General features: G+C 62.9%; 20 protein-coding genes and 6 pseudogenes. 18 read left to right on the top strand and 8 right to left on the bottom strand.

All coding sequences use genetic code 11. From position 1 onward, the window contains the following. Window positions 1–20 precede the first annotated feature (20 nt). Window positions 21–851, bottom strand: a complete 831-nt coding sequence (locus CSV86_RS08410; RefSeq protein ID WP_009400868.1) for a p-hydroxycinnamoyl CoA hydratase/lyase — start codon at window positions 849–851, stop codon at window positions 21–23. A 198-nt stretch (window positions 852–1,049) separates the two neighbouring features. Between CSV86_RS08410 and CSV86_RS08405 the strand changes: the two are divergent. Next, a pseudogene (locus CSV86_RS08405) lies at window positions 1,050–1,519 on the top strand (MarR family winged helix-turn-helix transcriptional regulator). Window positions 1,520–1,777: 258 nt separating this feature from the next. On the opposite strand, the gene CSV86_RS08400 reads toward CSV86_RS08405, so the two are convergent. Together CSV86_RS08400 and cadR are read right to left on the bottom strand one after the other, a co-directional pair. After that, window positions 1,778–3,055, bottom strand: a complete 1,278-nt coding sequence (locus CSV86_RS08400) for an OprD family porin (RefSeq protein WP_009397853.1) — start codon at window positions 3,053–3,055, stop codon at window positions 1,778–1,780. A gap of 222 nt (window positions 3,056–3,277) precedes the next feature. After that, window positions 3,278–3,685 carry a Cd(II)/Pb(II)-responsive transcriptional regulator gene (gene cadR, locus CSV86_RS08395; protein ID WP_009403731.1) on the bottom strand — a complete coding sequence of 136 codons (408 nt, stop codon included), beginning with the start codon at window positions 3,683–3,685 and terminating at the stop codon, window positions 3,278–3,280. 95 nt (window positions 3,686–3,780) lie between these two features. Between cadR and CSV86_RS08390 the strand changes: the two genes are divergently transcribed. The 4 genes from CSV86_RS08390 to mhpT all read left to right on the top strand — a co-directional run bounded on the left by CSV86_RS08390 (window position 3,781) and on the right by mhpT (window position 7,974). Next, the gene (locus tag CSV86_RS08390) at window positions 3,781–4,677 is read left to right on the top strand and encodes a cation efflux transmembrane domain-containing protein (RefSeq protein WP_004364974.1); all 897 of its coding nucleotides are present in this window, start codon (window positions 3,781–3,783) and stop codon (window positions 4,675–4,677) included. Between the two features lie 3 nt (window positions 4,678–4,680). Continuing rightward, a complete protein-coding gene (gene lspA / locus CSV86_RS08385) occupies window positions 4,681–5,193 on the top strand; it encodes a signal peptidase II (RefSeq protein ID WP_003821921.1) in 513 nt (170 codons plus the stop codon). A 21-nt stretch (window positions 5,194–5,214) separates the two neighbouring features. Next, on the top strand, window positions 5,215–6,504 hold the full coding sequence (locus tag CSV86_RS08380; RefSeq protein WP_004574636.1) for an ISL3-like element ISPpu12 family transposase: 1,290 nt from the start codon (window positions 5,215–5,217) through the stop codon (window positions 6,502–6,504). 246 nt (window positions 6,505–6,750) lie between these two features. Further along, window positions 6,751–7,974: a 3-(3-hydroxy-phenyl)propionate transporter MhpT gene (gene mhpT / locus CSV86_RS08375; protein ID WP_009397855.1), complete on the top strand. Its 1,224-nt coding sequence runs from the start codon at window positions 6,751–6,753 to the stop codon at window positions 7,972–7,974. 37 nt (window positions 7,975–8,011) lie between these two features. Here the strand turns inward: mhpT and CSV86_RS08370 are convergent. Both CSV86_RS08370 and CSV86_RS08365 read right to left on the bottom strand, forming a co-directional pair. Beyond that, window positions 8,012–8,925: pseudogene (locus tag CSV86_RS08370) on the bottom strand (site-specific integrase). An 88-nt stretch (window positions 8,926–9,013) separates the two neighbouring features. Next, window positions 9,014–9,612: pseudogene (locus tag CSV86_RS08365) on the bottom strand (LuxR C-terminal-related transcriptional regulator). Window positions 9,613–9,773: 161 nt separating this feature from the next. On the opposite strand from CSV86_RS08365, the gene CSV86_RS08360 reads away from it, so the two are divergent. From CSV86_RS08360 to CSV86_RS08310, 12 genes and pseudogenes are all read left to right on the top strand, one after another. Continuing rightward, complete coding sequence (locus tag CSV86_RS08360; protein WP_009397861.1) at window positions 9,774–10,259, top strand: dimethylamine monooxygenase subunit DmmA family protein; 486 nt, start codon at window positions 9,774–9,776, stop codon at window positions 10,257–10,259. Next, a complete protein-coding gene (locus CSV86_RS08355) occupies window positions 10,256–11,176 on the top strand; it encodes a PDR/VanB family oxidoreductase (RefSeq protein ID WP_009397862.1) in 921 nt (306 codons plus the stop codon). The genes CSV86_RS08360 and CSV86_RS08355 overlap by 4 nt, the downstream gene beginning before the upstream one ends. Before the next feature lie 15 nt (window positions 11,177–11,191). Then, on the top strand, window positions 11,192–12,208 hold the full coding sequence (locus tag CSV86_RS08350) for a heme-dependent oxidative N-demethylase family protein (RefSeq protein WP_009397863.1): 1,017 nt from the start codon (window positions 11,192–11,194) through the stop codon (window positions 12,206–12,208). Between the two features lie 32 nt (window positions 12,209–12,240). Further along, window positions 12,241–13,371, top strand: a complete 1,131-nt coding sequence (locus CSV86_RS08345) for an aminomethyl transferase family protein (protein WP_009397864.1) — start codon at window positions 12,241–12,243, stop codon at window positions 13,369–13,371. 13 nt (window positions 13,372–13,384) lie between these two features. Continuing rightward, window positions 13,385–14,239 (top strand): formyltetrahydrofolate deformylase, encoded by an 855-nt coding sequence (gene purU / locus CSV86_RS08340; protein ID WP_009397865.1) that lies wholly within the window; start codon window positions 13,385–13,387, stop codon window positions 14,237–14,239. Window positions 14,240–14,394: 155 nt separating this feature from the next. Next, window positions 14,395–15,765 carry a trimethylamine monooxygenase gene (locus CSV86_RS08335; RefSeq protein ID WP_009397866.1) on the top strand — a complete coding sequence of 457 codons (1,371 nt, stop codon included), beginning with the start codon at window positions 14,395–14,397 and terminating at the stop codon, window positions 15,763–15,765. Between the two features lie 10 nt (window positions 15,766–15,775). Then, a pseudogene (locus tag CSV86_RS08330) lies at window positions 15,776–18,117 on the top strand (trimethylamine N-oxide demethylase). 49 nt (window positions 18,118–18,166) lie between these two features. Beyond that, window positions 18,167–19,153 (top strand): annotated as a pseudogene (locus CSV86_RS32995) (methyl-accepting chemotaxis protein); the annotation flags it as partial. 173 nt (window positions 19,154–19,326) lie between these two features. Beyond that, window positions 19,327–20,157: an ammonium transporter gene (locus CSV86_RS32685; protein ID WP_283811559.1), complete on the top strand. Its 831-nt coding sequence runs from the start codon at window positions 19,327–19,329 to the stop codon at window positions 20,155–20,157. Between the two features lie 35 nt (window positions 20,158–20,192). After that, window positions 20,193–20,684, top strand: coding sequence for a hypothetical protein (locus tag CSV86_RS32680; protein WP_283811558.1), 492 nt, complete (start codon window positions 20,193–20,195; stop codon window positions 20,682–20,684). A gap of 11 nt (window positions 20,685–20,695) precedes the next feature. After that, window positions 20,696–20,875: a hypothetical protein gene (locus tag CSV86_RS08315; protein WP_009397873.1), complete on the top strand. Its 180-nt coding sequence runs from the start codon at window positions 20,696–20,698 to the stop codon at window positions 20,873–20,875. A 293-nt stretch (window positions 20,876–21,168) separates the two neighbouring features. Beyond that, complete coding sequence (locus CSV86_RS08310) at window positions 21,169–22,134, top strand: IS110 family RNA-guided transposase (RefSeq protein WP_009397694.1); 966 nt, start codon at window positions 21,169–21,171, stop codon at window positions 22,132–22,134. A 235-nt stretch (window positions 22,135–22,369) separates the two neighbouring features. On the opposite strand, the gene CSV86_RS08305 is transcribed toward CSV86_RS08310, so the two are convergent. From CSV86_RS08305 to CSV86_RS08295, 3 genes are all read right to left on the bottom strand, one after another. Continuing rightward, the gene (locus tag CSV86_RS08305) at window positions 22,370–22,711 is read right to left on the bottom strand and encodes a DMT family transporter (RefSeq protein ID WP_009404044.1); all 342 of its coding nucleotides are present in this window, start codon (window positions 22,709–22,711) and stop codon (window positions 22,370–22,372) included. A gap of 67 nt (window positions 22,712–22,778) precedes the next feature. After that, complete coding sequence (locus CSV86_RS08300; protein WP_009404043.1) at window positions 22,779–24,098, bottom strand: ammonium transporter; 1,320 nt, start codon at window positions 24,096–24,098, stop codon at window positions 22,779–22,781. A 143-nt stretch (window positions 24,099–24,241) separates the two neighbouring features. Then, on the bottom strand, window positions 24,242–24,550 hold the full coding sequence (locus tag CSV86_RS08295) for a hypothetical protein (protein WP_158487734.1): 309 nt from the start codon (window positions 24,548–24,550) through the stop codon (window positions 24,242–24,244). Between CSV86_RS08295 and CSV86_RS08290 the strand changes: the two are divergent. After that, window positions 24,537–26,647, top strand: a pseudogene (locus CSV86_RS08290) (TonB-dependent siderophore receptor). The gene CSV86_RS08295 and the pseudogene CSV86_RS08290 sit on opposite strands and share 14 nt — an antisense overlap. Window positions 26,648–26,813 lie beyond the last annotated feature (166 nt).

Here is a 26,813-nt window from a genome sequence, read left to right as displayed (position 1 = left end):
CTGGACGTCGCCGTGGGCATTCAGCGTTTATACGCCTGCAGGCCCGGCTTGATGCTCTTGTCGTCGAGGAATTGCTTCATGCCCTGCTCGCGACCGCCTTCGGTGTCCAGCAGGCGCGACTGGTCGAGCTTGGCATACAGGTAGTCTTCGTTCTGCTCCCAGGTCAGCTCGCGGCAACGCTTGAAGCCGTTCTTGGCGGCGCGCAGGACCACCGGGTTCTTTTCCAGCAGGTTCAGCGCCAGCTCGCGAGTGGTCTGGCGCAGTTGCGCCAATGGCACGCTTTCGTTGACCAGGCCCATCTCGGCGGCTTTCGGCCCACCGAAGGTCTTGCCGGTCATGATGTAGTACAGCGACTGGCGATGGCCCACGGTGTCGGCCATGGCCTTGCTCACCAGGTTGCCCGGCGGGATGCCCCAGTTGATTTCCGAAAGGCCGAAGGTGGCTTCGTCGGCGCAGATTGCCAGGTCGCAGGCCACCAGCGGGCTGAAACCGCCGCCGAAGCACCAGCCGTTGACCATGGCGATGGTCGGCTTGGCGTACATGCGCAGCAGCTTCCATTGCCATTGCGAGGCTTCGCGGCGGATCTTTTCCTGGAGGATCTCGGGGCCGGCGTCCACTTCGCGGAAGTATTCCTTGAGGTCCATGCCGGCGGTCCAGGACTCGCCCGCGCCGGTCAGTACCAGCACGCCGGCCTGTGGGTCCTGCTCCAGGGTTTCCAGGACATCGACCATCTCGCGGTTGAGGGTCGGGCTCATGGCGTTGCGTTTGTCCGGACGGTTCAGGGTAACCCAGGCGATGCCCGATTCCAGTTCGACCTTGACGGTGGTCCAGCGGCCTTCGTAGTTGCTCATGTGATGCACTCTTGTTGTTCGAGGTGATGGTTAGCAAGCTAATCGAGCAAATTAGTTATGTCAATTAACTATTATGAAAATTATCCTTTTGCGTGAGTCAGTTGAACGGCTTTCTTTGCTGAACGCGCTAGCCATATCCCCTTCGGGCGGGCAAACTGGGTAACTTTCTTATTCATGATCCAAGGAGTTCTGCTTCCGATGGCAAGGTCCGCCCGCAACACCGACACCGCCCCCGAGCCAGCCCCGGCGCTGGATGCCTCCCTCGAAGACCTGATCGGTTACGCGTTGCGCCGCGCCCAATTGAAGCTATTCCAGAACCTGATCGCCCGGCTCGCGGTGCACGACCTGCGCCCGCGCAGTTCTCCGCGCTGGCGATCATCGACCAGAGCCCCGGGCTGATGCAGGCCGACCTGGCCCGCGCCCTGGCCATCGAGCCGCCGCAGGTGGTGCCGTTGCTGAACAAGCTGGAAGAGCGGGCGCTGGCGGTGCGCATCCGCTGCAAGCCGGACAAGCGTTCCTACGGGATCTTCCTGAGCAAGACCGGGGAAGCGCTGCTCAAGGAACTCAGGCAGATCGCCAGCGACAGCGACCGCGATGCCACAGCGGCGCTGGATGACAGCGAGCGCGCGGAGTTGCTGCGCTTGTTGAAGAAGGTGTACCAGGACTGACGGACAACACATGGCCCTGTGGGAGCTGGCTTGTCGAACCGCAGCACCGCAGCGATAGGGACGGCAAGACCAATGATGCTGCCTGATCTGGCCAAATCGCTGGCAAGCCAGCTCCCACAAGGTCCGAGTCAGCCAAGGTTTTGTGCCAGGCTCTAAATCCTGTGGGAGCTGGCTTGCCAGCGATGGGCCGGCAAGGGCAATGATGCTGTCTGATCTAGCTAGCTCCCACAGGGTCATGTGTCATCCGTGAGATGCGGGTTACCAGATCGGCAAGGTGTAGGTCACGATGAACCGGGTCTGGTTTTCGTCCCTGAACGCCGCGCCCGTCGGGAAGTCATTGCGATAGATCGACTTCCTCGCCAGGAACCCGACGTTCTTCATCGGCCCGCTCTGGATGACGTAGCCCAACTCCATCTGGAACTCACGCTCCTTGCGGTCGTCGGCATTGAGCGAGGCCAGTTCGATATTGTCTCCGCGCACGTAGCGCAGCCGGCTCTTGAGCCCCGGCACGCCGAGGGCGACGAAGTCGTAGTCGTAGATCGCCTGCCAGGTGTGCTCCTTGGCATTGAGGAAGTCCGAACTCATGGTCAGCTCGCTCATGCCCATCAACTCGGTACCCGACACATAGGGCGTGGCCGAATCGCCGCTGGAGTGCATATAGCCGATACCCAGCCTGTGCCCGCCCAGGCGGTAGCTGAACATCGCCGAGGCGTTGACGTTGTCCACCCTGCCCGCGCGTGCCTGGCCGTCCTCGCGGCTGAAGAAGCTGCGCAGGTCGGCGCTGAAGGTACCATCGCCGATGCCCTGCTCGTAGAGTGCGGCCAGGGTGTCCTGCTGGTAGAGGTCCTTGAGCTCGGCATGATAGGCGCGAAACCCGAGGGACTTGTTCAACTGGTAGTCGGCACCGGCATAGAGCATGTGCGGCGAGGTTTCCGCGCCACGGAAGCGGCCATTGGGCGAGGCGATCGCCATGCGCTCGTAGCTGGTGGAGTCGCGCTTGTTGATACGGTCCAGGTAGCCGGCGTTGACGGTCAGGCCGTCGATTTCCTTCGAACTCAGGGTGGTGCCGCGGAATGTCTGGGGCAGCAGGCGCGACGGACTGGCGAAGGCGAACGGCAGGAAGATCAGGTTGTCGCCGCTCTTCACCGTGGTCTGGCTGATCTTCATCTTGGCGGTCATTGCCAGCCGCGAGTAATCATCGGCCGCGACCTTGTCGCTTTTCGACACCGGCAGCAGTTCGGTGCCGCTGCGATCAGGCGCCGAATCCAGCTTCAACCCCAGCAAGCCCCGGGCATCCAGGCCGAAGCCCACCGGCCCTTCGGTAAAGCCGGACTCGACGAACAGATTGAAACCCTGTGCCCACTCCCGCGCGGCGCTCTTGGCGCCGCCGTCCTTGTAGTCGCGATCCAGGTAGTAGTTTTTCAGCGCAAGGTTGGCGTGGCTGTCTTCGAAGAAGCCGCCAGCCAGGCTCGGGGTGCTGGCCAATGCCACCGCCAGCGCCAGGAAAGCGCGGGTATCACGAACGCAGTGCTGCATAAGGGGAGTCCACTCTTGTTGTTTTTGTTTTCTGGCAGTCGGGCGATCCATCGGGCATCGCCTCGCAGCGGAGAATGGGAAGGCGGCCAGGCTCCGTCAACGGTAAATGACCGATAATCGAACATTAATTTTATTGGGTAAGCGGATTAAATGGTTGATCTTACCTTTGCATGAGAGTGAGACAGACCGGCATCTCATCGGATTATCTGGTTGATGCTTCACCTACTGCTGGTGCATGTTTCCTTCGCTAATTCCAGCAAGAACCCCACACGCCTCAACTTCCCGGTCATCGTTGCAACTCGCTCTCAGTGAAACGAGTTGTTTCTCAAGCGCTTGCAGAGCGGTTATCTGCGACCGCACATGAGAGATGTGATCATCGAGCAAGGCGTTGACGGCGGTACAAGGCTGATGAGGGTCGTCCTCATAGCTCTGTAGTTCGTGAATCTCAGCCAGTGACAGGCCCAGGATTCTGCAGCGACGGATGAAGGCCAGCCCCTCACCATGCTTCTCGGTATAGACACGGTAACCGTTGTCCTGCCGATCAGGCGGCGGCAACAAGCCCTGCTGTTCATAGAAGCGGATCGTCTGTGTTTCGACCCCTACCAACTGCGCCAACTGACCAATGCGCATCAGCCTCCTCCCCAACGGATTCTTTACTCTATTGACCTTATAGTAGCTTTATAGTTTTAAATGGTACCACAACATTGTTCAAGTGGAGTCGTATCATGAGCAAATCCTGTGGTGGCGCCTGTGGCGGTGATGCAACGTCCGCAGCGGATACCGATATACAGGCCTCCTCCGAGGCGCCAGGGAGATGGGTCAGTGTTTATGCCGTGCCGAAGATGGACTGTCCATCAGAAGAACGAATGATTCGCCTAGCCCTGAACGGCTTTGAGGAGATTCGGGCGCTGTCCTTCGACTTGTCGAACCGCCGGCTGAAGGTCGTGCATGACGGCGAGGTCGAGCCCGTCACCTCGAAACTGAAGACCTTGGGGCTAGGCGCCTCGCTTCAGGAAACCGTCGCTGCAAATCCGGAGACCATCAAGGCCGCCGAGTTTTCGGCAGCTTCTGCTAAGCAAGAATCCGGGACCCTGCGCTGGTTGCTCGGCATCAATGCACTTCTGTTCGTGGTGGAAATGACTGCCGGTCTGATCGCCCGGTCCACCGGCCTGATTGGAGAATCCCTGGACAATTTTGCCGATGCGGCGGTGTACGGGCTTGCCCTTTATGCGGTTGGACATAGCGTGAAAATGCAGGTACGTGCCGCGCATCTTGCTGGTGTACTGCAACTGATCTTGGCTGTGGGCGTGCTCGTAGAGGTGGTGAGACGCTTTGTATTCGGTAGTGAGCCTGAATCGCTGGTGATGATGGCTATCGCATTCGTCGCATTGATTGCCAATACCAGTTGTCTGCTGCTCATATCCAAACATCGGGAAGGCGGGGCGCACATGAAGGCAAGCTGGATATTCTCGGCCAACGACGTGGTGATCAACCTGGGGGTCATCACCGCCGGCGCCCTGGTCGCGTGGACCGGTTCCAATTATCCGGATCTGATTATCGGCACCATCGCGGGGGGCATTGTACTTAACGGTGCCAGACGCATTTTGGCGTTGAAGGGTTAAATAATGCTCATTATTGGCAAAAAGCTCTCGCCGTATGCCCTATTGTCCATATCGGGCCTGCTGGCAGCGTCTGATCAGGCTGTAAAGTGGCTGGTGCAGCAATCAATGGCCTATGGCGAGTATGTTTCGGTGACCCCGTTCTTTAACTGGGTGCACCTATGGAACACCGGTGCCGCATTCAGTCTTTTTGCGAATGGTGGAGGCTGGCAGCGCTACTTTTTTATCGGAATCGCGGTAGTGGTCTCGATTTTTCTGATCAAGCTGATCCTTGAAAATCGTCATAAAGGAGAAGCCATCGCTTACAGTCTTATCCTCGGTGGCGCCATGGGCAACCTGATTGACCGGGTCTTTCGCGGCTATGTTGTGGATTCCTTTGATTTCTATTGGCGAGACTGGCATTGGCCGGCCTTCAACCTGGCTGATATTGCAATTGTCCTCGGTGCCTTACTTTTCGTTTCCAGCAGCTTGTTGGGTAAAAAAGCAAACACCAATGCCGAGTCGGATGGATCTGACTGACACCTACGCCTATACAACACCATGACCGAACTTCCCGACAACATCCTTCACCTGCCGCAATACCAAGTACTGGGCTGCAAATCAACCGACGACGAAATGCACTTCCAGGTGGACGTGCCCGATCCCATCGCCTGCGAGGAATGCGGCGTGCAGGGTGAGTTCGTACGGTTCGGCAAGCGTGACGTTCCCTATCGTGATCTGCCCATCCACGGCAAGCGGGTCACTCTCTGGGTGGTCCGCCGCCGATACACCTGCCGGGCCTGCAAGACAACATTCAGGCCCCAGCTACCGGAGATGGTGGACGGATTCCGTATGACACTGCGGCTGCATGAGTACGTGGAGAAGGAATCCTTCAACCACCCCTACACCTTTGTGGCGGCACAGACCGGCCTGGACGAGAAGACGGTGCGCGACATCTTCAACGCCCGCGCCGAGTTCCTGGGGCGCTGGCACCGCTTCGAGACGCCCCGCATCCTGGGCATTGACGAGCTATACCTGAACAAGCGCTACCGCTGCATTCTGACCAACATTGAGGAGCGAACCCTGCTCGACCTGCTGGCCACCCGCCGCCAGGACGTGGTGACCAACTACCTGATGAAGCTGAAAGACCGGCAGAAGGTCGAGATCGTCAGCATGGACATGTGGAACCCCTACCGGGCAGCGGTCAAGGCTGTGCTGCCCCAGGCCCGTATCGTGGTCGATAAGTTCCATGTGGTGCGCATGGCCAACGATGCCCTAGAGAGAGTGCGCAAGGGCCTCAGAAAGGAGCTGAAACCGTCCCAGAGCCGGACTCTCAAGGGAGACCGGAAAATCCTGCTGAAACGCGCTCACGAAGTCTCAGACCGGGAGCGCCTCATCATGGAGACCTGGACAGGCGCGTTCCCGCAACTGCTGGCCGCCTACGAGCACAAGGAGCGCTTCTACGGCATCTGGGACGCCACCACACGGCTCCAGGCAGAAGCCGCCCTGGACGAGTGGATAGCCACCATCCCGAAGGGCCAAAAGGAAGTCTGGAGCGATCTGGTCAGGGCAGTGGGAAACTGGCGCGAAGAGACCATGACCTACTTCGAGACGGACATGCCCGTCACCAACGCTTACACGGAGTCCATCAACCGACTGGCCAAGGACAAGAACCGTGAAGGGCGCGGTTACTCCTTCGAGGTGATGCGGGCACGAATGCTCTACACCACGAAGCACAAGAAGAAGGCACCGACTGCGAAGGTCTCTCCTTTCTACAAGAAAACCATCGGTTACGGACTGCCGGACTTCGCAGAGGAACTCAACTACGGAGTCGATCTATCAACCATCTGAGGGTGGTATCAGATTGATGGGGTGAAGGTGCCCCATCAACCATTAAATCCGTATACCCATTTTATTAACTATTCGGCCGAGACCGACGGATTTTCCGTCGCGCCGGCGTCTAGCGCAAGCCTCTTCAAAAGCCTCGTCGATCAGAAAAAACCAGCTGCAAAAATAGTTATTCTTGTTATCTTGTTTTCACGCCGGTGTCCGAGACCGGTGCAAGCAGAACTACAACAACAAGAACGAGGCCATGCCATGGACACTTCACTGCGTCGTCCGACGCTGACAATCGCTTTGTGTTTCATCGTCGCGCTGATCGAGGGTTTCGACCTGCAATCGGCCGGCACCGCAGCTGCCGGGTTGCGCCAGAGTTTCGAGCTGGACCCGAAGATGCTCGGCTGGGTATTCAGTGCCAGCATCATCGGCCTGTTGCCGGGAGCGTTCTTCGGCGGCTGGCTGGCCGACCGGATCGGGCGCAAGAAAGTCCTGGTGGCGGCGGTCATCCTGTTCGGCGTGTTCTCCCTGTGGACCGCCTATGTCGCCACCTATAACCAGTTGCTGCTGGCCCGGCTGATGACCGGCCTGGGCCTGGGTGCCGCCCTGCCCAACCTGATCGCCCTGTGCGCCGAAGCGGTGGGCGAGCAACGGCGCAGCACCGCCATCAGCATCATGTATTCCGGGGTACCGCTCGGTGGTGCGCTGGCAGCGGTGGTGGCGATGTTCTCCCATGATCACTGGCAGATGACCTTTATCATCGGTGGCCTCGCGCCCCTGCTCGCGGTCCCGCTGATGCTGGTCATGCTTCCGGAATCCCGCGCCTACCAGCAGGCCGGTGCGGTGCTGCAACGGCCTTCCACGTCCAGCGCGCTGTTCGGCGAAGGCAGGGCCAGTGCCACGCTGATGCTGTGGCTCGCCTACTTCTTCACCCTGACCGTGATGTACATGCTGCTCAACTGGCTGCCGTCGCTGCTGATCGGCCAGGGCTTCAGCAAGCCGGATGCCGGGCTGGTGCAGATGCTGTTCAACATCGGCGGCGCGCTGGGTTCGCTGCTGGGCGGCATGCTGCTGGACCGTGGCAGCCCGCAGCGGGTCACGCTGTGCATCTATGCCGGCCTGCTCGTATCGCTGGCCGGGCTGGGGTTGTCGGTGGGCGTGACGGCCATGGCCATTGCCGGGTTTGCCGCAGGGCTGTTCGTGATCGCCGCGCAACTGGTGCTCTACGCGCTGGCCCCGCCGCTGTATCCGACCGCCGTACGCGCTACCGGTGTCGGGGCGGCAGTGGCCATCGGGCGCCTGGGTTCGGTGAGCGGACCGCTGGCGGCCGGACAGATCCTTGCAGCCGGTGCCGGGACGGCCGGCGTGCTGCTCGCCGCTTCGCCGGGGCTGGTGGTAGCGGCGCTGGCGGCGATCCATGTGATGCGGCGTTCCGGACAGGCTACGGAGAGCGTTTCCGCACCGTTGCAGAAGGCCGGGTCCTGATGTCTATTTCACCCAGGGCATCCGCGTCTTCCAGGCTTCAATAGTCATACCGGTCCACCGCCCTGCGCCGCTCGTTGTCATCGCGCATATCGTAGTTGGCGGTGGTCTGGATATTGCTGTGGTGCGCCAGTTTCTGCGCGATGGACAGGTCATGCTCCTCGATCACCCGGGTAATGAACGACCGGCGGAAATCGTGGGGCATGATCTTCACCCCCACCTGTTGGCCGCGCTGGCGGGCGATGTAGTAGATTGCGTGCTTGGTGATGCGCTCGCGGGTGATATGGCTGCCGCGGCGAATGCGGTTGAACAGGAAGCCATCGTCCTGGACGCCCGGCGGTAACTGCTGGCGACGGAACGTCAGCCAGGCATCGAGCTTTTCGAAGGCCCAGGCCGGGGCGTACTTGATCAACTGCTTGTTGCCCTTGCCCAGCACCTGCAGGCTGCGCTCGGCAAAGTCCACCTGGGCCAGGTCGATGTTCACCGACTCCGATTTGCGCATGCCGGTGCCATACAGCAAGGCGATCAGCGCCGCATCGCGCAGGCCCTGGGGCCGCGGATCGGCGGCACAGACCTCCATCAGTTCGCGGATCAGGCTGCGCTTGAGGTTGCGCCCCACCGGCAGGCGGGTGCCTTGCACGCCCTTGACTTCGCGAATGCGCAACAGCCGCTCCTGGTCGATCAGGCCCAGGCGCCAGGCTTCGTTCATCACGCCGCGAACGGCATTGACGTAGAGCGAGGTACTGTTGGGCGCGTAGCCATCGCTGCGCAGGGCGGCAACCAGATCGGTGATATGCGCGGGTTCGAGCTGATGCCAGGGCACGTCGCGGATATCGCACTCGTCGAAACCGAGACGGTCGGCGGCGTCCTGCAGCACATATTTCATGGTCAACTGGCTGGAGGGGCCAATCGGGCGAGGTATTGCAACAGCGGGTTGGGCAGTGACTCGGGCAAACCTTGGGGTTCCTCGGCGGGGACTGGAAGCGGCTCAGGATGACCGAGGCCCCGTATGCGGGCAAGTGCTTTCCAGCCTACGCGAACCTCACACCAGCCGCTCGAAGATCGCCCCTTCGACGCCCAGCACCTCGCCGTCGCCGGAATAGATGCCAACCCCGTCTCCCACACGTCCTTGATCTGCCCACCGGCGCTGCGGATCCGGTAGCTCAGTTGATAGGGCTCGTGCTTGAGCAGCGCGCATTGCACGCAGTACCAGATGTACTCCGCATACTCGTCGAGGATCAGCGAGCCGTAGCTGTGCTCCGGGCTGGAGGTCAGGTATTGCGGTGGATAGCCGGTCAATGGCAGGCACCCTGCGCTGACGTACTCCATGTACCAGGTGCGGTCGTTGCGCCCGCGGTAGATCAGCCCCGGCAGTTCATCCAGCAGGCCGGAAGCGAACGGAATCGGTGCAGCAGGCATCACCGGTGCACCGCGATGCACCCTCGTGGCCAGGGCCAGGCGCGAGCCGAGGCGGAACTTGCGCAGCAGATTGCGCACGTAGATCTTCACCGTGCCGTCGCTGATTCCCAGTTCCCGGGCGATCTGCTTGTTGCTCAGGCCCGCGCCGATCAGCGCCAGGGTCTGGCTCTCGCGCTCGGTGAGGTCGTCCCGCGCGACGGGCGACTGCAAGGCATTATCCATCCCTCTCCTCCTGCAACCCTGGGGAATTGATTCCCAAGGCAGCAACTTTCGTGCCCTGCCGCGCCCACTACTCCTTTTGGCATACCCCCTCTAGCGGATTGAGAGAAATTTCCTGAGGAGAAATTATTTCCCTCACGAAGAAACAGCCGCAGAGAAAAGCCATGACCGATCACCCTTTCAGCGTCCCCCGCTACGAGCCCCAGGCCGGGCCGGCGGATCTGCTGGTCACGCAGTACCGCGACGCCGGGTATCCCGCCGCGCAGCAGCTGGTGCAGGGCGATTACGCCAGCAACGCTGCCTTGCAGCAGGCCCTCGCCGCCCGCCTTGAACTGGCCCGCTGCGGCCTGCGCCTGGAATTGCGCGGCGACGAAGCGTTCATCTGGCCGCTGCAAGCCCTGGCCCAGGCCGCCGGCCTGCAGGGCGATGAAATCCTTCTCAGCCGCCTGCCGGGCAGCCGCCGGGTGTTCTGCGTGCACTGCGCCCAGTGCCAGCCGGCCAGCGCCGCCGAATCCCTGACCTGCGCCCACTGCGGCGTACACCTGGAGGTGCGGCGCCACTTCTCGCAACGCCTTGGCGCCTACCTGGGTGTATGCGCCGATGCCGACCTGCCGTATGCCGACCTGCCGAATGGAGAGCCCCGCCCATGATCGATGTCCGCGTCGCCGCCATCCATGAACTGACCCCGGTGATCCGCGAGTACCGCCTGCAAGCCATCGACGGCGCCCTGCCCGGCTTTTCCGCCGGAAGCCACGTCCAGGTGCACCTGCCCGATGGACGGCGCAATGCCTATTCGCTGCTCGGCGACCCGGCGGACAACAGCGAATACCGCATCGCCGTGCGCCATCAGGACAACTCCCGGGGCGGCTCGCGCTACCTGCACCAGGTACTGTGCAGTGGCGATCGCTTGCGCATCAGCGCCCCGGCCAACCTCTTCCCGCTCTACAGCAAGGCCCGGCAGCACCTGCTGGTGGCCGCCGGGATCGGCATCACCCCCTTCATGGCCCACAGTCGCGAGCTGCTGCGCCGCGGCGAAGACTTCGAGCTGCACTACGCCTACCGCAGCGGCAGCAGCGATGCCTACCTGGGCGAACTGCGCCAGTCGCTCGGCCCGCGCCTGCACGAGTACCCCGCCGGCATCCGTCGCCTGGATGCCCGGGCGCTGCTCAAGGACCGCCCACTGGGCGCCCACGTTTACAGCTGCGGCCCGCAATCCCTGCTGCTGGCGATAGCCGAACAGGCCGCCGCCCAGGGCTGGAGTCCGCGCCGCGTTCACAGCGAAGCCTTTGCCGCGGCCGAACCGGGCCTGCCCTTCAGCGTCGAGCTGCAGCGCAGCGGCCGCCAGTTGCAGGTCGGTGCCGAGCAAAGCCTGCTCGAAGCCCTCGAAGCCGCCGGCGTCGAAATCCCCAACCTGTGCCGTGGCGGCGTGTGCGGCCAGTGCCAGACGCCCTACCTGAAAGGCGACGTCGAGCACCGCGACCACTTCCTCGCCGCCAACGAGCGTGCCACCAGCCTGATGCCCTGCGTATCCCGTGGCTGCGGCAGCCCGATCCTGCTGGATATCTGACCCGGAGCCTTCGCCATGACCCTGACCTTCAAGCCACTGGAAACCTACCGGGACGACTTCAGCTTCGCCAACAGCGCCGAAGCCATCGCCCGCTTTCCCTTCCCGTTCCCGGAAGACCAGTACATGTACTCGGTGAACCTGGAGCCGGCCACCTCCCGCGATCCCGGCTCGGTGTTCGAGCATCTGTTCGACGTCGATGAGCATTACGTCTCGGAGATGGCCGAGCGTGCCCGCGTGCTCGAACTGGACCCGCAGCGCTGCCTGGTGATGCCGCACATGGCCCAGGCCGCCTGGGACAGCCTGGCCCTGCTGATGCAAAGCCTGGCCACGGACTACCCGCAATACTTCCGCCTGGCCCGCGACGGCGATGCCTGGCACTGGCAGAACCTGGCCCTGGGCATCGACCAGCGCTTCACCTTCGGCGACCCGGCCACCCTGCCGTGCGAGCCTCTTGAGTACATCACCCGGCAGATGCAGGGCGACTTCGCCCTGCTCGACCAGCGCGACAACGACCTGTTCATGGACGCCGGCATGGTCACCTGCCCGGCCGACTGGTCGCTGCGCTTCGACGCTGGCATGAGCTTCCAGCAATGGCACGCGCCGGTGCCCATGGCCCATCGCGCCGGCGTGTTCGAGCGGGCCTTGAAATACCTGCTGAACATCCAGGTCGGCCAGCCGGTGCGCCGCCTGAACTGGACCCTGACCATCAACCCGCGCCTGGACACCTCGCCCGAGACGTATCACCAGTGGGGCAGCGACCGCGGCAAGGTCACCGCCGACAACGCCGGGGCCCTGGTGCACCTGCGGGTCGAGCTGCAGTTGATGGTGCGCCTGCCGCGCTCCAACGCGCTGATGTTCAGCATCCGCACCTACCTCATCAGCCTGGACGAACTGGTCACCAACCCGGCCTGGGCGCAACGCCTGTACCGGGTGATGCGCGACCTGCCGGAGCCGATCGCCGACTACAAGGGCATCAGCCGGTACCGCCAGCCACTGCTGGACTGGCTACGACCGTTCGATCCCCAAGCCTGAACCCGACTCATCACGACAAAAGGACATTTACCATGGCCAACTCCTGGCGCATCAGCGCGCTCCGCGAACGCCACCTGGCGCTCGGTTCGAAACTCGAAGACTGGAACGGGATGGGCACCGCCTGGACCTACGCCAGCGATCTTGCCGACCACCACGAAGCCATCCGTACCCGTGCCGGGCTGATGGACGTTTCCGGGCTGAAGAAGGTCCACTATGTCGGCCCCCACGCCGAAAGCCTGCTGCAGGACGCCACCACCCGGGATATCTCCAGGCTCTATCCGGGCAAGTCGGTGTACGCCTGCATGCTCAATGAAGACGGCACCTTCGCCGACGACTGCATCGTCTACCGCACCGGCCCCAATGCCTTCATGGTGGTCCACGGCGCCGGCAGCGGCCACGAGATGCTGGTGCGCTCGGCCCAGGGCCGGCAGGTGGCGGTGCTGTTCGACGACGACCTGCACGACCTGTCGCTGCAAGGGCCGAAGGCCGTGGACTTCCTCGCCGAGCACGTGCCCGGCATCCGCGAGCTGCCGTACTTCCATCACCTGCAGACCAAACTGTTCGAGCGCCCGGTGATGATCTCCCGCACCGGCTACACCGGCGAACGCGGCTACGAAATCTTCTGCAAGGCTGCCGATGCGCCGCTGATCTGGGACAGCATCCTCGAGCAAGGCGCCGGCCACGGCATCATTCCCTGTGCCTTCACGGCCCTGGACTGGCTGCGGGTCGAGAGCTACCTGCTGTTCTACCCCTACGACAACTCGCAGATGTACCCCTTCGCCGACCAGAAGGCCGGCGACACCCTGTGGGAACTGGGGCTGGACTTCACCGTGTCCCCCGGCAAGCAGGACTTCCGTGGCGCCGGCGAGCACCTGCGCCTGCAGGGCAAGGAGCGCTTCAGGATCTACGGCGTGCTGCTCGACGGCCACAGTGCCGCGCAGAACGGCGACACCCTGTGGCACGACGGCCGCCAGGTCGGGGTGATCACCTGCGCCATGTACTCGCGCCTGACCGAACGCTCCATGGCTATCGCCCGGGTCGAGCCGCAGATCGCCACCCAGGGCCTGCCCCTTGAAGTGCGCGGCAGCCTCGTCGCCAAGGCCATCGCCCACAGCCTGCCGTTCGACGATCCGGAAAAGAAAAAGCGCACCGCCAAGGGCTGACGAGACCACGACCATGACCCACTACATCCTCAAGATCAGCTGCCCGGCCACCTCCGGCATCGTGGCGGCGGTGACCACCTACCTGGCCGGGCGCCAGTGCTATATCAGCGAACTGGCGCAGTTCGACGACGAACTGGCCGGGCGCTTCTTCATGCGCGCGGTGTTCCGGTTCAACGACGGGATCAAGCCCGGGCTGGATGCCCTGCGTGAAGGCTTCACCGATACCGCCGTGCCCTTCGCCATGGACTGGGAACTGTTCGAAGGCAACCGGCCCATGCCGGTGCTGCTGATGGTCAGCAAGTACGACCATTGCCTGACCGACCTGCTCTATCGCCATCAGAAAGGCGAGCTGGACATGCGCATCACCGCCATCGTTTCCAACCACCTCGACCTGCGGGCCATGGCCGAGCGCGAGGGCATCCGCTTCGTCTACCTGCCGGTGACCAAAGACACCAAGGCCCAGCAGGAGGCCGCGCTGCTGCAACTGGTGGAAGAAACCGGCACCGAACTGGTGGTCCTCGCCCGCTACATGCAGATCCTCTCCGATGACCTGTGCCGCCAGCTTTCGGGACGGGCGATCAATATCCATCACTCGTTCCTGCCGGGGTTCAAGGGCGCCAAGCCCTATCACCAGGCCTATGCGCGGGGCGTGAAGCTGATCGGTGCAACCGCCCACTACGTCACCTCGGACCTCGACGAAGGACCGATCATCGAGCAGGAAGTGCAGCGCGTCGATCACGCCTGGCTGCCCGACGACCTGGTGCGCATCGGCCGCGACACCGAGACCGTGGCCCTGTCGCGGGCGGTGAAATACCACCTGGAGCACCGGGTGTTCCTCAACGGCGAGCGCACGGTGATTTTCCGCTAGCCCCCCCTCAAGCACACCGCGACCCCTGTGGGAGCTGGCTTGTCGGACCGCCGAACCGCAGCGATTGCGATGGTGGGGCCACTACCGCCATCGCTGGCAAGCCAGCTCCCACAGGGTCCGCGGTCTGCTCTGGGTCATCACTAGGAGTAGATGCCATGAACCAACGCGTTGCCATCATCGGCGCCGGCCCCTGCGGCCTGGCCCAGTTGCGAGCCTTCCAGTCCGCCCGGGCCAAGGGCGCGGACATCCCCGAGCTGGTGTGCTTCGAGAAGCAGGCCGACTGGGGCGGGATGTGGAACTACACCTGGCGCACCGGCCTCGACCAGCACGGCGAGCCGGTTCACGGCAGCATGTATCGCTACCTCTGGTCCAACGGGCCAAAGGAATGCCTGGAGTTCGCCGACTACAGCTTCGACGAGCACTTCGGCCGGCCCATGGGCTCATACCCGCCAAGAGAGGTGCTCTGGGACTACATCAAGGGCCGGGTGGAGAAAGCCGGGGTGCGCGAGCTGATCCGCTTCAATACCGCCGTGCGCGATGTGCGCTTCGACGCCGACAGCCAGACCTTCGTGGTCACCGCCCACAGCTACGCCGACGACCTGACCTCCAGCGAAACCTTCGACTACGTGGTGGTCGCCAGCGGGCACTTCTCCACCCCCAACGTCCCGAGCTTCCCCGGCTTCGAAAGCTTCGCCGGACGCATCCTGCACGCCCACGACTTCCGCGACGCCCTGGAATTCAAAGGCAAGGACGTGCTGATCGTCGGCGGCAGCTACTCCGCCGAGGACATCGGTTCGCAATGCTTCAAATACGGCGCGCGCAGCATCACCAGTTGCTACCGCAGCGCGCCCATGGGCTACCAGTGGCCGCAGAACTGGGAGGAAAAACCCTTGTTGACCCACGTCACGGGCAGCACCGCGTTCTTCGTCGACGGCAGCAGCAAGCACATCGACGCGATCATCCTCTGCACGGGATACAAGCACCATTTCCCCTTCCTTCCGGAAGACCTGCGCCTGAAGACCGACAACCGCCTGTGGCCGCTGAACCTGTACAAGGGCGTGTTCTGGGAGCAGAACCCGCGGCTGGCCTACCTCGGCATGCAGGACCAGTGGTACAGCTTCAACATGTTCGATGCCCAGGCCTGGTATGCCCGCGACGTGATCCTCGGGCGCATCGCCCTGCCCGACCAGGCCGCCATGCATGCCGAAGACCAGGCCTGGCGCGAAGAGGAACTGAAGCTGGAGAACGCCCAGCAGATGTTCGAATTCCAGGGTGAATACATTCGCCAGTTGATCGCGGCCACCGACTATCCCAGCTTCGATATCGCCGAGGTCAACCGCACCTTCCTGCAATGGAAGCATGACAAGTACGAAAACATCATGGGCTACCGCGACAAGTGCCATCGCTCGCTGATCACCGGAACCCTCGCTACGCCCCATCACACCCCCTGGCTGGAAGCGCTGGACGACTCGCTGGAGGCCTACCTGGCCGAACAGCCGGGCCCAGGCAAGCGCACGGCACCTTGAGGAGCAGCCCATGCAAGCACCCGTGATTTCACGGCCGCAGGAGCCGGCGCTGTTTGCCCGCAATCCGCTGGTGGAACGCCACCGCGTGGCGCCGGGTGGGCTCACGGTAGTGGAGCTGGAGCCCGGTGATCGCCTGGAAGTGATCGACGTCGAAGGCGACCAGCGCGCCGAACTACTGGCCTTCGCCGGCAACCGCCAGGCGCTCGGCGCCCTGGGCTTGCGCCCCAGCCCCGGTGCGGCGTTTATCGGCCATCTGCTGCATGACGGCAGCCGCGAGGCAGCCCATGTGACGGCGGGACTGGCCCGCCGTGGCATCGACTGCCGACAGTTACCGGACGCCGCGCGACTCTGGTCCGAGGCAACACCGGCGGGACACAGCCGGGTGTTCCATAGCGGTGAAAACCTGCTGGTACTGGTGGCCGCCCCCGGCGGCGCCACGCCGGTGGACAGCCAGGCGCGGGCCAGCGAACTGCGCCTGCTGGTACGCCGGGCCACTGCGCGGGCGGCCTTTGTACCGCCGTTGCCCGCACCGCTGGGCGAGGTGCTGGACGAGTTCACCATCACCCCCGGCACCGCCCGCGACTACCAGGTCGGCGCCGGGCAGTACATCCAGGTGCTGGATGTGGCCGGCCGGCAGTGTTCGGACTTCGTCGCTTTCGACCGGCGAGGCCTGGACAGCGGCGCCCAGATCGACCTGGACCCGACCGTGACGCGCACGCTCAACGGCAATGCCTATCCCGGCCCGGGCCTGTTCAGCCGCTTCTACGACCGCAACCTGCAACCCATGCTCGAAGTGGTGCGCGATACCGTTGGCCGCCACGACACTTTCGCCCTGGCCTGCACGGCGCGCTACTACGAGGCCCAGGGCTATTTCGGCCATGACAACTGCAGCGACAACATCAGCCGAGTGCTGGCCCGCCATGGCGTGACGCCGCGGGCGGGCTGGCCGGCGATCAACTTTTTCTTCAACACCGCTGTGGATGCCCACCAGCAACTGACCGTCGATGAACCCTGGTCGCGGCCCGGCGACTACGTACTGCTGCGCGCCATGACCGACCTGGTCTGCGCCAGCAGCTCGTGCCCGGACGATATCGACCCGGCCAACGGCTGGCAGCCCACCGACATCCATATCCGCGTCTATTGCGCCAAGGAGCGCTTCAGTCTCGCCATGGCCACTCGCAAAGCCCCCGACGCTCCAGCGCAACTGACCCGCGAAAGCGGCTTCCACCCCGGCACCAGCGCCCTTACCCGGCAATTCACCGAATACCGCGGCTTCTGGACCCCGCGCCAGTTCGACGGCTACGGCACCCTCGCCGAGTACCATGGCTGCCGCGAACGGGTGGCGGTGATGGACCTTTCGGCGCTGCGCAAATTCGAAGTGCTCGCCCCGACGCCGAGGCCCTGCTCGACTACTGCCTGACCCGCGACGTGCGCAAGCTCGCGGTGGGCCAGGTAGTGTACAGCGCCATGTGCTACGAGCACGGCGGCATGCTCGATGACGGCACGCTCCTGCGCCTTGGCGCCGATGCGTTCCGCTGGATCGGCGGCGAGGAGCATGCCGGCGACTGGTTGCGCGAGCAGGCGGCGCGGCTGGGCATGAAGGTGTGGGTCAAGAGCGCTTCCGAGCAGATCCACAATATAGCGGTGCAGGGCCCCCTGGCCCGTGCCCTGCTCAAGGGCATGATCTGGACGCCGGGCACCCAGCCGGCACTGGAAGACCTGGGCTGGTTCCGCTTCCTCACCGGGCGCCTCGACGACTACAACGGCCCACCACTGATGGTTTCGCGTACCGGTTATACCGGTGAGCTGGGCTACGAGATCTGGTGTCACCCACGGGATGCCATGGCGATCTGGACCCGGCTCTGGCAGTTGGGTGATCCGCTGGGGCTGGTGCCGCTGGGGCTGGATGCGCTGGACATGCTGCGCATCGAGGCCGGGCTGATCTTCTCCGGCTACGACTTCTGCGACCAGACCGACCCGTTCGAGGCCGGCATCGGCTTCTGCGTACCGCTGAACAGCAAGCAGGCCGACTTCATCGGCCGCACCGCCCTGTTGCGGCGCAGTGCCGAGCCGCAGCGGCGCCTTGTCGGGCTGCTGCTGGAGGGCAATGAAACCGCGGCCCACGGCGATTGCGTGCGGGTCGGCCGGGCCCAGGTCGGGGTCATCACCAGTGCCACCCGCTCGCCCGTGCTGGGGCGCAACATCGCCCTGTGTCGCCTGGACGTGGCCCATTGCGCGCCAGGCATGCAGATCGAAGTAGGCAAGCTCGATGGCCAGCAGAAACGCATCACCGCGACCGTGACGGCCAGCACCATCGCCTACGATCCGGAAAAACGTCGGGTGCGTGCGTGAAACTGGATGGGAAATTGCAGGTAATCGGGACAGGGATTGTCCCTTTTGCATGGAGAACCTGACGATGTGGTTCAGCAAAGCGTCCAGCGACCTGGCCAACGAGCTCAGCCAGTGGCTCGAACAACTTTCTCGCAATGGCTCTGTTACGGGCCATTCACCGCTATTGCAGCGCCAGCCGCGGCTGCTCGGCACGCTTGAACATCTGCAAAGGGACTGGAGCGAACTGCAACGGATTCGCCAGCAGGCCGAGGGTTATGTAGCACCGCCGTGCACCGCGGATGAGCTGGATGCGCTGCAACAGCGCCTGGCCGAGGCCGATGCGCGGGTGCAGCAGCTGACCACGGAGCGCGATGCCGTTGCACAGCAACTGCAGGTGTTGAGTGCCGAGCGCGAGCGCTGGAGCGAAGACCGCCAGGTCTGGGAGTTGACCCAGCGCACCCTTACCGAAGGCTGCTGGGCGATGAACGTGGTCAACGGTGATCCGGACCATCCGCACAACGTGATTCGCTGGTCGGAGCAGTTCCGCGCCCTGATCGGCTACAGCCGCGAGGAGTTTCCCGATGGCTGGGACAGCTACTTCGGCGTGGTCAATGCCGACGACCTGAAGAACGTGATGAAAGCCTTCAATGCCTCGATGGTCGACAGTGGTGGCGACGGTGTCTACGCGGTGGAGTACCGCATGCGCCACAAGACCCGTGGCGAGGTTTGGTTCCGCGAGCGCGGGCGCTGCCTGCGCGATGCCAAGGGACGGCTGACCTGGGTGACCGGTGCGGTGCGCGAGATCAGCGACGAGAAGACCGCCGCCAGCCTGCATGACCGGGAGCAGGCCAGCATCCAGGCCACCTACGGGCATATCGCCCAGGTCGCCGGGGTGATCCGCGGGATCGCCGAACAGACCAACCTGCTGGCGTTGAATGCGGCCATCGAGGCAGCCCGCGCCGGGGAAGGCGGCCGGGGGTTCGCGGTGGTGGCGGACGAGGTGCGCAACCTGGCCCGCAGGACCCAGGAGTCGGTGCAGCAGATCCAGAACATGTTGCAGTCCTGAGACCGCTATCGCTGGCAAGCCAGCTCCCACAGGACCTGTGGGAGCTGGCTTGCCAGCGATGAGGCGCTGAACAACACACAACAACAAAAGCCTTGAAAGGCAAGCAGTCCACTTCCCTCTGCCCACCACAACATTCCTAAAGCATTTGCATCGAGGATCGAGTGATGGAAGAACAGAAAGCCCCGACCCTGGAGGAATTGAAGGGTCTGATCGAAATGACCAACACCCTGAACATGGAGATCTTCTACTGGTGGTGCATCGCCTTGATGATCCTGATCCATGCCGGGTTTCTCTCCTATGAAATCGGCGCATCGCGCCTGAAGAACGCCCTCGCTGCCGGCGTCAAGAACATCCTTGCCTTCGGTTTCATCGTCCCCACCTTCTTCCTGTTCGGCTGGGCCATCTACAACGCCTTCCCCGATGGCCTGGTGCCGCGCATGGATGCCCTGGCCGCCGCGATGCCGTGGAGCCAGGCGATGGGCCCGAACATCAAGGACAATGCCACCGGCATCTTCTGGGGGGCCTTCGCGCTGTTCGCCGCCACCACCGGTTCGATCCTGTCCGGGGCGATCATCGAGCGGGCGCGGATGAGCGCCTTCATCATCATGACCATCCTCCTCGGCTCGGTGCTCTGGCTGTTCGGAGCGGCCTGGGGCTGGCACCCGGAGGGCTGGCTCACGGTCAAATGGGGCTACCACGACGTCGGCGCGGCCGGGGTGGTGCACATGATCGCCGGCTTCTTCGCCCTGGCCGTGGTCATCAACCTCGGCGCACGGATCGGCCGCTTCAACCCTGACGGTAGCGCCAACGCCATCGTCGGCCACAGCATGCCGATGAGCGTGGTCGGGCTGATGCTGATCATCGTCGGTTTCTTCGGCTTCCTCGGCGGCTGCATCATCTACAGTTCGGGCGCGCAGTGGATCAACATCTACGGCCAGCCGACCACCCTCTCCGCCTTCGCCTTCAATACCCTGATGGGCTTCGCGGGGGCCTGATCGGCGCCTACCTGACCAGCCGCGAGCCGTACTGGATGATGTCCGGCGGCCTGGTGGGGATCATCTCCGTGGCCCCCGGCCTGGATCTCTACCACCCCGGCCTGGCCTACCTGATCGGCATGGGCGTTGCCGCCGTGGCACCACTGGTCAACAACCTGCTGCTGAAATTCCGCCTCGACGACGCGGTCGGCGCATTCGCCGTGCACGGCTTCGGCGGCTTCGCCGGGCTGGTGATCAGCGGCGTGTTCCTTTCCGGTTACCCGAACATGAACGGCATGGCCGAAATCAGCTTCATGGGGCAACTGGGCGGTGCCGTGGTCATGGCGTCGCTCGGGTTCATTCCCGGCTACCTGGTGTCCTGGGCGCTGAAGAAAGCGGGCGTGCTGCGGGTGCCGGCGCATGCCGAAGAGCGTGGCCTGGATCTCACCGAAGTACCGGCCCAGGCTTATCCGGAATGGAGCGGGATCTATGGCGAGCCGGTGAAAGCCAAGCCGGTGATGATCGCTGAAAGCAAAGCCACTGTCTGAGGGGAAACGCCATGAGCATCAGTACCTATGAAGGCGCCAGCGCCGTATTCACCTTTGCCGACAAGCCTGCCGTACTGGCGGTGATCACCCTGGTGGTGATCGCCGCCACGCTGTATGCGCTAGTGACTACGTTCGTGCATGAGAAGCACAGCTATGCGATGCCGGACGAAGATCTACCGAAGCTGAAGTAAAGCCACAAAGCGACGCGGACCCTGTGGGAGCGGGTTCACCCGCGATTGCGGTAGTGAGTTCACAATAGCAATCGCGGGTAAACCCGCTTGTATGGTAGGACTTGAAGGGAGGAGGAGGGACATAACTCGCTTCTGACTGTCGCGAGCAGTACAGACCGTGGGAGAAATCACCCCTCCTCCTTTCAGCACCCCAAGCGCCGATAAGGAATGCCTCGTTTGCAAGCGACGATAGATGCAAGCCTGCGCCAGGGTGCGCCCTTCAAGTCCCGTCACGCTACAGAGAGCAGTTAGCAATGGCAATGCCCGTCGTTCCCGTCGAAGCCGGTGTGGATGTCGCCAAAGACGAATTGGTGATTCAAAGCGGCCCAGACACCAAGCCTTTCGCCATCCCCAACACTCCAAAATCGATCAAGACCTGGCTCAAGACAGTACCCAGAAGGTCTGCCCTCGCCATCGAGGCAACCAGCTCCTATCACATGGAGCTTGCCGAGCAGGCTCATGGTGCGGGCTTGAGCGTCTATGTGGTCGATGGTCTCAGGCTGAGCCGCTACCGTGACAGCCTCGGTGTACGAGCGAAGACTGACGCCAATGACGCCACCTTGCTCGCCCGTTTTCTGAACAGGGAACGCGCGTCACTGAAGATGTGGGTGCCGGCACCGCCTGGCCACCGCGAGCTCCAGATGCTGCTGCGACGCCGCGCCAAAATTGTGGAAATGCGCGGCATGATGCGCATGAGTTTGTCGGGAGAAAAGTTGTTCGAGAAAGAACTGGAGGTCATCGAAAAGACGTGCAAACGCCTTGAGCGATTGTTCGAAATGCGTTTGCGCGAAATCGTCAAGGAAACGGGACTTAGGGATCAGTTACGCCGCCTTCAACAGCTGCCTGGTGTCGGTTTCCTCACGGCAGTTGGTTTGACGATGTCGTTCATTCGCGGTGAATTTGCCAACAGCGATGCGTTTGTCGCGTACTTGGGAATGGACGTGATAACGGCTCAGTCCGGGAAGTGGGTCGGCCGAGGGAGATTAAGCAAGCGCGGGGACTCGGAGGTTCGCAGGCTACTGCACAACGCGGCGATGAGCGGCAGTCGAACCCAGACCTGGAAGCAGTTTTACGCACACCATCTGGAGCGAGGCAAGAAGACCACTCAGGCGCTGGTAATCCTTTCACGGAAGATGGCACGGCTGGCCTATGGCTTGATGAAGAGCCAAACGGACTGGAAACCGCAGGTCTATACCGGAGGTGCAAAACCAGTTGGCTGACTGGAGCTGCTGCGCAGCTCACAGCGATTAGACCTCTGAAACAGCCTTACACCTGGGAGCGTCCTCACAGGTGCGACAACCCACGCCTGTAGAAAATGGAGAGGGCAGAAAAGGCCGTCGGCGAAAAAGTTGCCTCCGGCCATAGAATCTCCCACAAGGTCCCTGCAAATCAAAGAGTTATGTTTTGTTCTATCAGAGCTGGCTTGCCAGCGATGAGGCACTCAAACACACCACCTCAAGCAACCTGCCCATCCCCCACCAGCTTCAACCCGACAATCCCGCCGACGATCATCAACAGGCACACGCCCTTCAACACACCCAGCGATTCTCCGAGAAATACACTCCCGTAGATCACCGTCCCCAGCGTGCCGATCCCCACCCACACCGCATAGGCAAGCCCCAACGGCAATTCCCTGACCGACAGGCTCAGCAGGTAGATGCTCAGGGCCAGGAACACCCCGCAATACAGGCTCGGCCACAAGCGGGTAAAACCATCGGTGCGCGGAATGATCGAGGCATACAGCACTTCGCAGGCCCCGGCCGCCAGCAGATACGTCCATCCATTCAACCAGCCCACTGCCCTTCTCCTTTCATCACACAAGCAAACGCCGGCACAAAGCGCCGGCGCTGTTTTCACTCAGGGGTCAGTTGGAATACTTGTATCCCACCTCGCCGTGCGCGGAGAGGTCCAGGCCGTCCACCTCGGCCTCTTCCTCCACCCGCAGCCCGCCACAGAACGCCGCGGCGATCTTGAAGGCGACCCAGCTGCTGACGGCCGAGAAGACGATGCTGAACAGAATCGCTCCACCATTGACCATCAACTGCTCCATCAGCCCGCGCCCTTCGGCAAAGCCCTGGCCACCGATGGCAGTGAGGGCGAACACTGGGGTCAGCAGGCCGCCGAGGATCCCTGCCACGCCATGCACGCCGAACACGTCGAAGGCGTCGTCCAGGCCGATCATCGGCTTGAGCTTGTCCACCGACCAGACGCACACGGGTCCTGCGATGAAGCCCAGCAGGATAGCGCCCATAGGGCCGACGAAACCGCAGGCGGGAGTGATCGCCACCAGGCCGGCAATGGCCCCGGAAATCGCGCCGAACAGGCTGGGACGACCGCGGTATTGCCATTCGACGATCAGCCAGCCAAGGGCACCGGCACAGCTGGCAAGCATGGTGTTGACCATCACCAGCATGGCGAAGCCGCTGGCGGCCAGGGCGCAGCCACCACAGAAGCCGAGCCAGCCGACCCAGAGCATGCAGCCACCGGTGTAGGTCATGGTCATGTTGTGCGGGGCCAGGGCCTGGGTGCCGAAACCGCGCCGGCGCCCGAGCATCCAGGCGCCAACCAGGGCCGCGATGCCCACGTTCAGGTGCACCACGTTGCCGCCGGCGAAATCCTGCACGCCAAGGTTGAACACCCAGCCACCACCCCAGCCCATATGGGCCATGGGCAGGTAGTTGAGGGTGAGCCAGAAGGCCATGAACACCATCACCGCAGAGAACTTCATGCGCTCGGCGAACGCACCGACGATGATCGCCGGGGTGATCGCGGCGAACAGCAGCATGAACAGGAAGTACAGGTATTCAGGGATGGTGCCGGTGATCGAATCCTTGCCCACCCCGTGCAGGAACAGCTTGTCCAGGCCACCGATGAAGGATTGCAGCGAGCCGCCATCGGTGAAGGTCAGGCTGTAGCCATAAAGCGCGAACAGCACTGCGGCCAGGGACGCGGTACAGAACACCTGCATCAGGATCGACAGCACATTCTTGCTACGCGCCATGCCGCCATAGAACAGGGCAAGGCCGGGCAACATCATCAACAGCACCACCAGCGAACACAGGGCCACGAAGGCGGTGTCGCCGCTGTCGATGGCCGCCGGCGCGTCCTCGGCCAATGCCGACGTCGCGCCCAACATCAAGGAAAGGCCCAAGGTACCGCGGACCACAGGTGAATACCGGATCATTGCCCACTGCCTCCAATCGATGGCATGCCGGTGACCGCAGCGTCAAACGGGCCGGCATTCGTTATCGCTGCGGCGCACCGCAACTGTTTGATAGCCAGGGGACAACGCAAGCGCCTTGCCAAGTTGGGCAAAACGCCACGAATTCATGGCAATCGATTGAAAACAAAGGTGTTTGTCGGAGCGGACGCGGCATGGCATGCGGGCATAGAACGATTCCCCATAGGAAATTTAGTTTCTTTTAGTGCAATCAACGCTGAGGCTTCACCAGTTTGGTGCTCCGGCTGCAAGCCCTCTGCCGTGGGGCTTTTCCTGTCCGGATCATCAGGATTTACGGCATACCGTCCACCAATAAAGTGATTGCAAACAAGAAACACTCGCAGATAATATCCGCGCGCATTTTCTTCTTGTCCTACAAATTTCGTCAGGATTCCCACCCCGATGCGCCGTACCATCGTCTCGCTCTGCCTGCTCCACGCCGTCCCTGCCCTGGCCCTCGCCGCCGAACCCAGCCTCCAGCTCGAAGCCGTGAACATCAACGACAGCGCCGACTACGAGCGCGCCGATGGGCCGGTGCAGGGCTACAAGGCCACCCGGTCGGCCAGTGCGACACGCACCGACACCGCCCTGCACGAAACGCCGCAGTCGGTCAGCGTGGTGCCTCGCGCAGTGCTGGAAGACACCGGCGCAACCCGCCTGCAGGACGCCCTCGACTACGCCGGAGGCGTCGGCCGGGCCAACAATTTCGGGGCCAGGGCCTGACCACCGTCACCGTGCGCGGCTTCACCACCGGTGAGTACTACCGCAATGGCTTCCCAATGAACCGCGGCTATCCTGGCGCGCCGGACTCGGCCATCGTCGAGCGCCTGGAAGTGATCCGCGGCCCGGCCACCAGCCTGTATGGTCGTGGTGATCCCGGCGGCACCTTCAACGTGGTCACCAAGCAGCCATTGCCCGAAACCAAGGTCACCGTCGGCAGCCAGCTCGATGATCAGGGCATGCACCGCGCCACCCTCGATGCCACTGGCCCGCTAAACCAGGACGGCAGCCTGGCCTATCGCCTCAACGTGCTCGGCGAAGGTGGCGAGAGCTTCCGCGATGACGTGGAAAGCGAGCGCTACGAAGTGGCGCCGGTGCTCAGCTGGCAGGTCAACGACGCCACGAAGATCGTTTTCGAAGGCGACTTCATGCGCAATAACCATCCGCTGGACCGCGGCCTGACCCGCTATGCCACGCAACAGGGCAGCGCCTCGCGGGACACCTATCTGTGGGAGAAAGGCAGCGACAACCTGCTGCATAACGACAACGACATGGCCCAGGTGCGCTTCGAGCATCTGCTCAACGACGACTGGACCCTGGCCGGTGGCGTGCAATGGCTGGACGGTTCGCTGCAAGGCAACGCCGTGGAAGCCAACGCACTCCAGGCCGATGGCCGCACCCTTGGGCGCAACTTCAACTGGCGCAAGCTGGAATGGTCCGATCGCGACTACCAGTTGAACCTGACCGGTCACTTCGACACCGGGGCCTTCAGCCACACCCTGCTCACCGGCATCGAATACGAGGACTACGACTACCAGTCGATCATCCTGCGTTCGGCAGCCGGCGCCAGCGCCTACCCGATCGATATCTACCATCCGGTGCTCGGCCAGCCACGCCCGGCCCTTACCCGCACCACCACCCACGACAAGGAGAACCTCAAGACCTGGGCGTTCTTCATCCAGGACCAGGTGGCCCTGACCGAACGCCTCAAGGCCCTGGCCGGCGCCCGCTTCGAACGTTTCGAGCACGACTACGACAACCGGCTCAACAGCACCGGCGACTTCACCAAGGCCGAGAACGGCGTGACCCCGCGCCTGGGCCTGCTCTACGACCTGACCGACACTGTCGCGGTCTACGCCAACACCGCACGCTCGTTCAAGCCCAACAGCGGCGCGGCCCGTGAAGGCGGTGGTTTCGATCCGGAAAAAGGCCGGTCGTGGGAGCTGGGGGTGAAATGGGAAGCCCTGGAACGCCAGCTCGCGGTGGACGCGGCGATCTACCACATCGTCAAGGAAAACGTGCTGACCCGCGACCCGATCGACCCGACCTACAGCATCGCGGCCGGCGAGGTTCGCAGCCGTGGCCTGGACATCAACGTCGCCGGCAACATCACCCCCGAATGGCGGGTGATCGGTGGCTACGCCTATGTCGATGCCGAAGTGACCAAGGACAACCGCCTGCCCACCGGCACGCGCCTGGCGAACATCCCGCGCAACAGCTTCAGCCTGCTCAACACCTATGAATTCCAGGACGGCCTGGCCAAGGGCCTGGGCCTGGGTGTCGGGGTGAAATACGTCGATGATCGCAACGGCCAGACCGAAGCGGTGACCTACACCATGGAGCGCTACAGCGTTGTCGACCTGTTGAGCTTCTACAAGGTCAACGAGCATGTGCGGCTGAACCTGGATGTGAAGAACCTGTTCAACAAGGGCTATGACGAAGGCGCGTTCAACACCTATGCCTATCCGGGAGCACCGCGCACGGTGCAGGCCGGGGTGGCGTACACCTTCTGACGCTGAACCGAAGCTTGACACCTGACCCTGTGGGAGCTGGCTTGCCAGCGATAGCGGTAGTGAGTTCACCATCGTCATCGCTGGCAAGCCAGCTCCCACAGGAGTGTGTGCAAGCCGCAGATGCCTTCATACATTCTCCAGCATCCCCACCAGCACGCGGTTGTCC

It is taken from the genome of Pseudomonas bharatica CSV86, from assembly GCF_000319305.2.
GTDB lineage: Bacteria > Pseudomonadota > Gammaproteobacteria > Pseudomonadales > Pseudomonadaceae > Aquipseudomonas > Aquipseudomonas bharatica.
This window is presented reverse-complemented; position numbering and strand designations above follow the sequence as displayed.

What these genes read in the sequence shown, in the direction of transcription:
- CSV86_RS08410 (WP_009400868.1), bottom strand. Translation starts at nt 851, where the DNA reads ATGAGCAACTACGAAGGCCGCTGGACCACCGTCAAGGTCGAACTGGAA.
- CSV86_RS08400 (WP_009397853.1), bottom strand. Translation starts at nt 3,055, where the DNA reads ATGCAGCACTGCGTTCGTGATACCCGCGCTTTCCTGGCGCTGGCGGTG.
- cadR (WP_009403731.1), bottom strand. Translation starts at nt 3,685, where the DNA reads ATGCGCATTGGTCAGTTGGCGCAGTTGGTAGGGGTCGAAACACAGACG.
- CSV86_RS08390 (WP_004364974.1), top strand. Translation starts at nt 3,781, where the DNA reads ATGAGCAAATCCTGTGGTGGCGCCTGTGGCGGTGATGCAACGTCCGCA.
- lspA (WP_003821921.1), top strand. Translation starts at nt 4,681, where the DNA reads ATGCTCATTATTGGCAAAAAGCTCTCGCCGTATGCCCTATTGTCCATA.
- CSV86_RS08380 (WP_004574636.1), top strand. Translation starts at nt 5,215, where the DNA reads ATGACCGAACTTCCCGACAACATCCTTCACCTGCCGCAATACCAAGTA.
- mhpT (WP_009397855.1), top strand. Translation starts at nt 6,751, where the DNA reads ATGGACACTTCACTGCGTCGTCCGACGCTGACAATCGCTTTGTGTTTC.
- CSV86_RS08360 (WP_009397861.1), top strand. Translation starts at nt 9,774, where the DNA reads ATGACCGATCACCCTTTCAGCGTCCCCCGCTACGAGCCCCAGGCCGGG.
- CSV86_RS08355 (WP_009397862.1), top strand. Translation starts at nt 10,256, where the DNA reads ATGATCGATGTCCGCGTCGCCGCCATCCATGAACTGACCCCGGTGATC.
- CSV86_RS08350 (WP_009397863.1), top strand. Translation starts at nt 11,192, where the DNA reads ATGACCCTGACCTTCAAGCCACTGGAAACCTACCGGGACGACTTCAGC.
- CSV86_RS08345 (WP_009397864.1), top strand. Translation starts at nt 12,241, where the DNA reads ATGGCCAACTCCTGGCGCATCAGCGCGCTCCGCGAACGCCACCTGGCG.
- purU (WP_009397865.1), top strand. Translation starts at nt 13,385, where the DNA reads ATGACCCACTACATCCTCAAGATCAGCTGCCCGGCCACCTCCGGCATC.
- CSV86_RS08335 (WP_009397866.1), top strand. Translation starts at nt 14,395, where the DNA reads ATGAACCAACGCGTTGCCATCATCGGCGCCGGCCCCTGCGGCCTGGCC.
- CSV86_RS32685 (WP_283811559.1), top strand. Translation starts at nt 19,327, where the DNA reads ATGGAAGAACAGAAAGCCCCGACCCTGGAGGAATTGAAGGGTCTGATC.
- CSV86_RS32680 (WP_283811558.1), top strand. Translation starts at nt 20,193, where the DNA reads ATGATGTCCGGCGGCCTGGTGGGGATCATCTCCGTGGCCCCCGGCCTG.
- CSV86_RS08315 (WP_009397873.1), top strand. Translation starts at nt 20,696, where the DNA reads ATGAGCATCAGTACCTATGAAGGCGCCAGCGCCGTATTCACCTTTGCC.
- CSV86_RS08310 (WP_009397694.1), top strand. Translation starts at nt 21,169, where the DNA reads ATGGCAATGCCCGTCGTTCCCGTCGAAGCCGGTGTGGATGTCGCCAAA.
- CSV86_RS08300 (WP_009404043.1), bottom strand. Translation starts at nt 24,098, where the DNA reads ATGATCCGGTATTCACCTGTGGTCCGCGGTACCTTGGGCCTTTCCTTG.
- CSV86_RS08295 (WP_158487734.1), bottom strand. Translation starts at nt 24,550, where the DNA reads ATGGTACGGCGCATCGGGGTGGGAATCCTGACGAAATTTGTAGGACAA.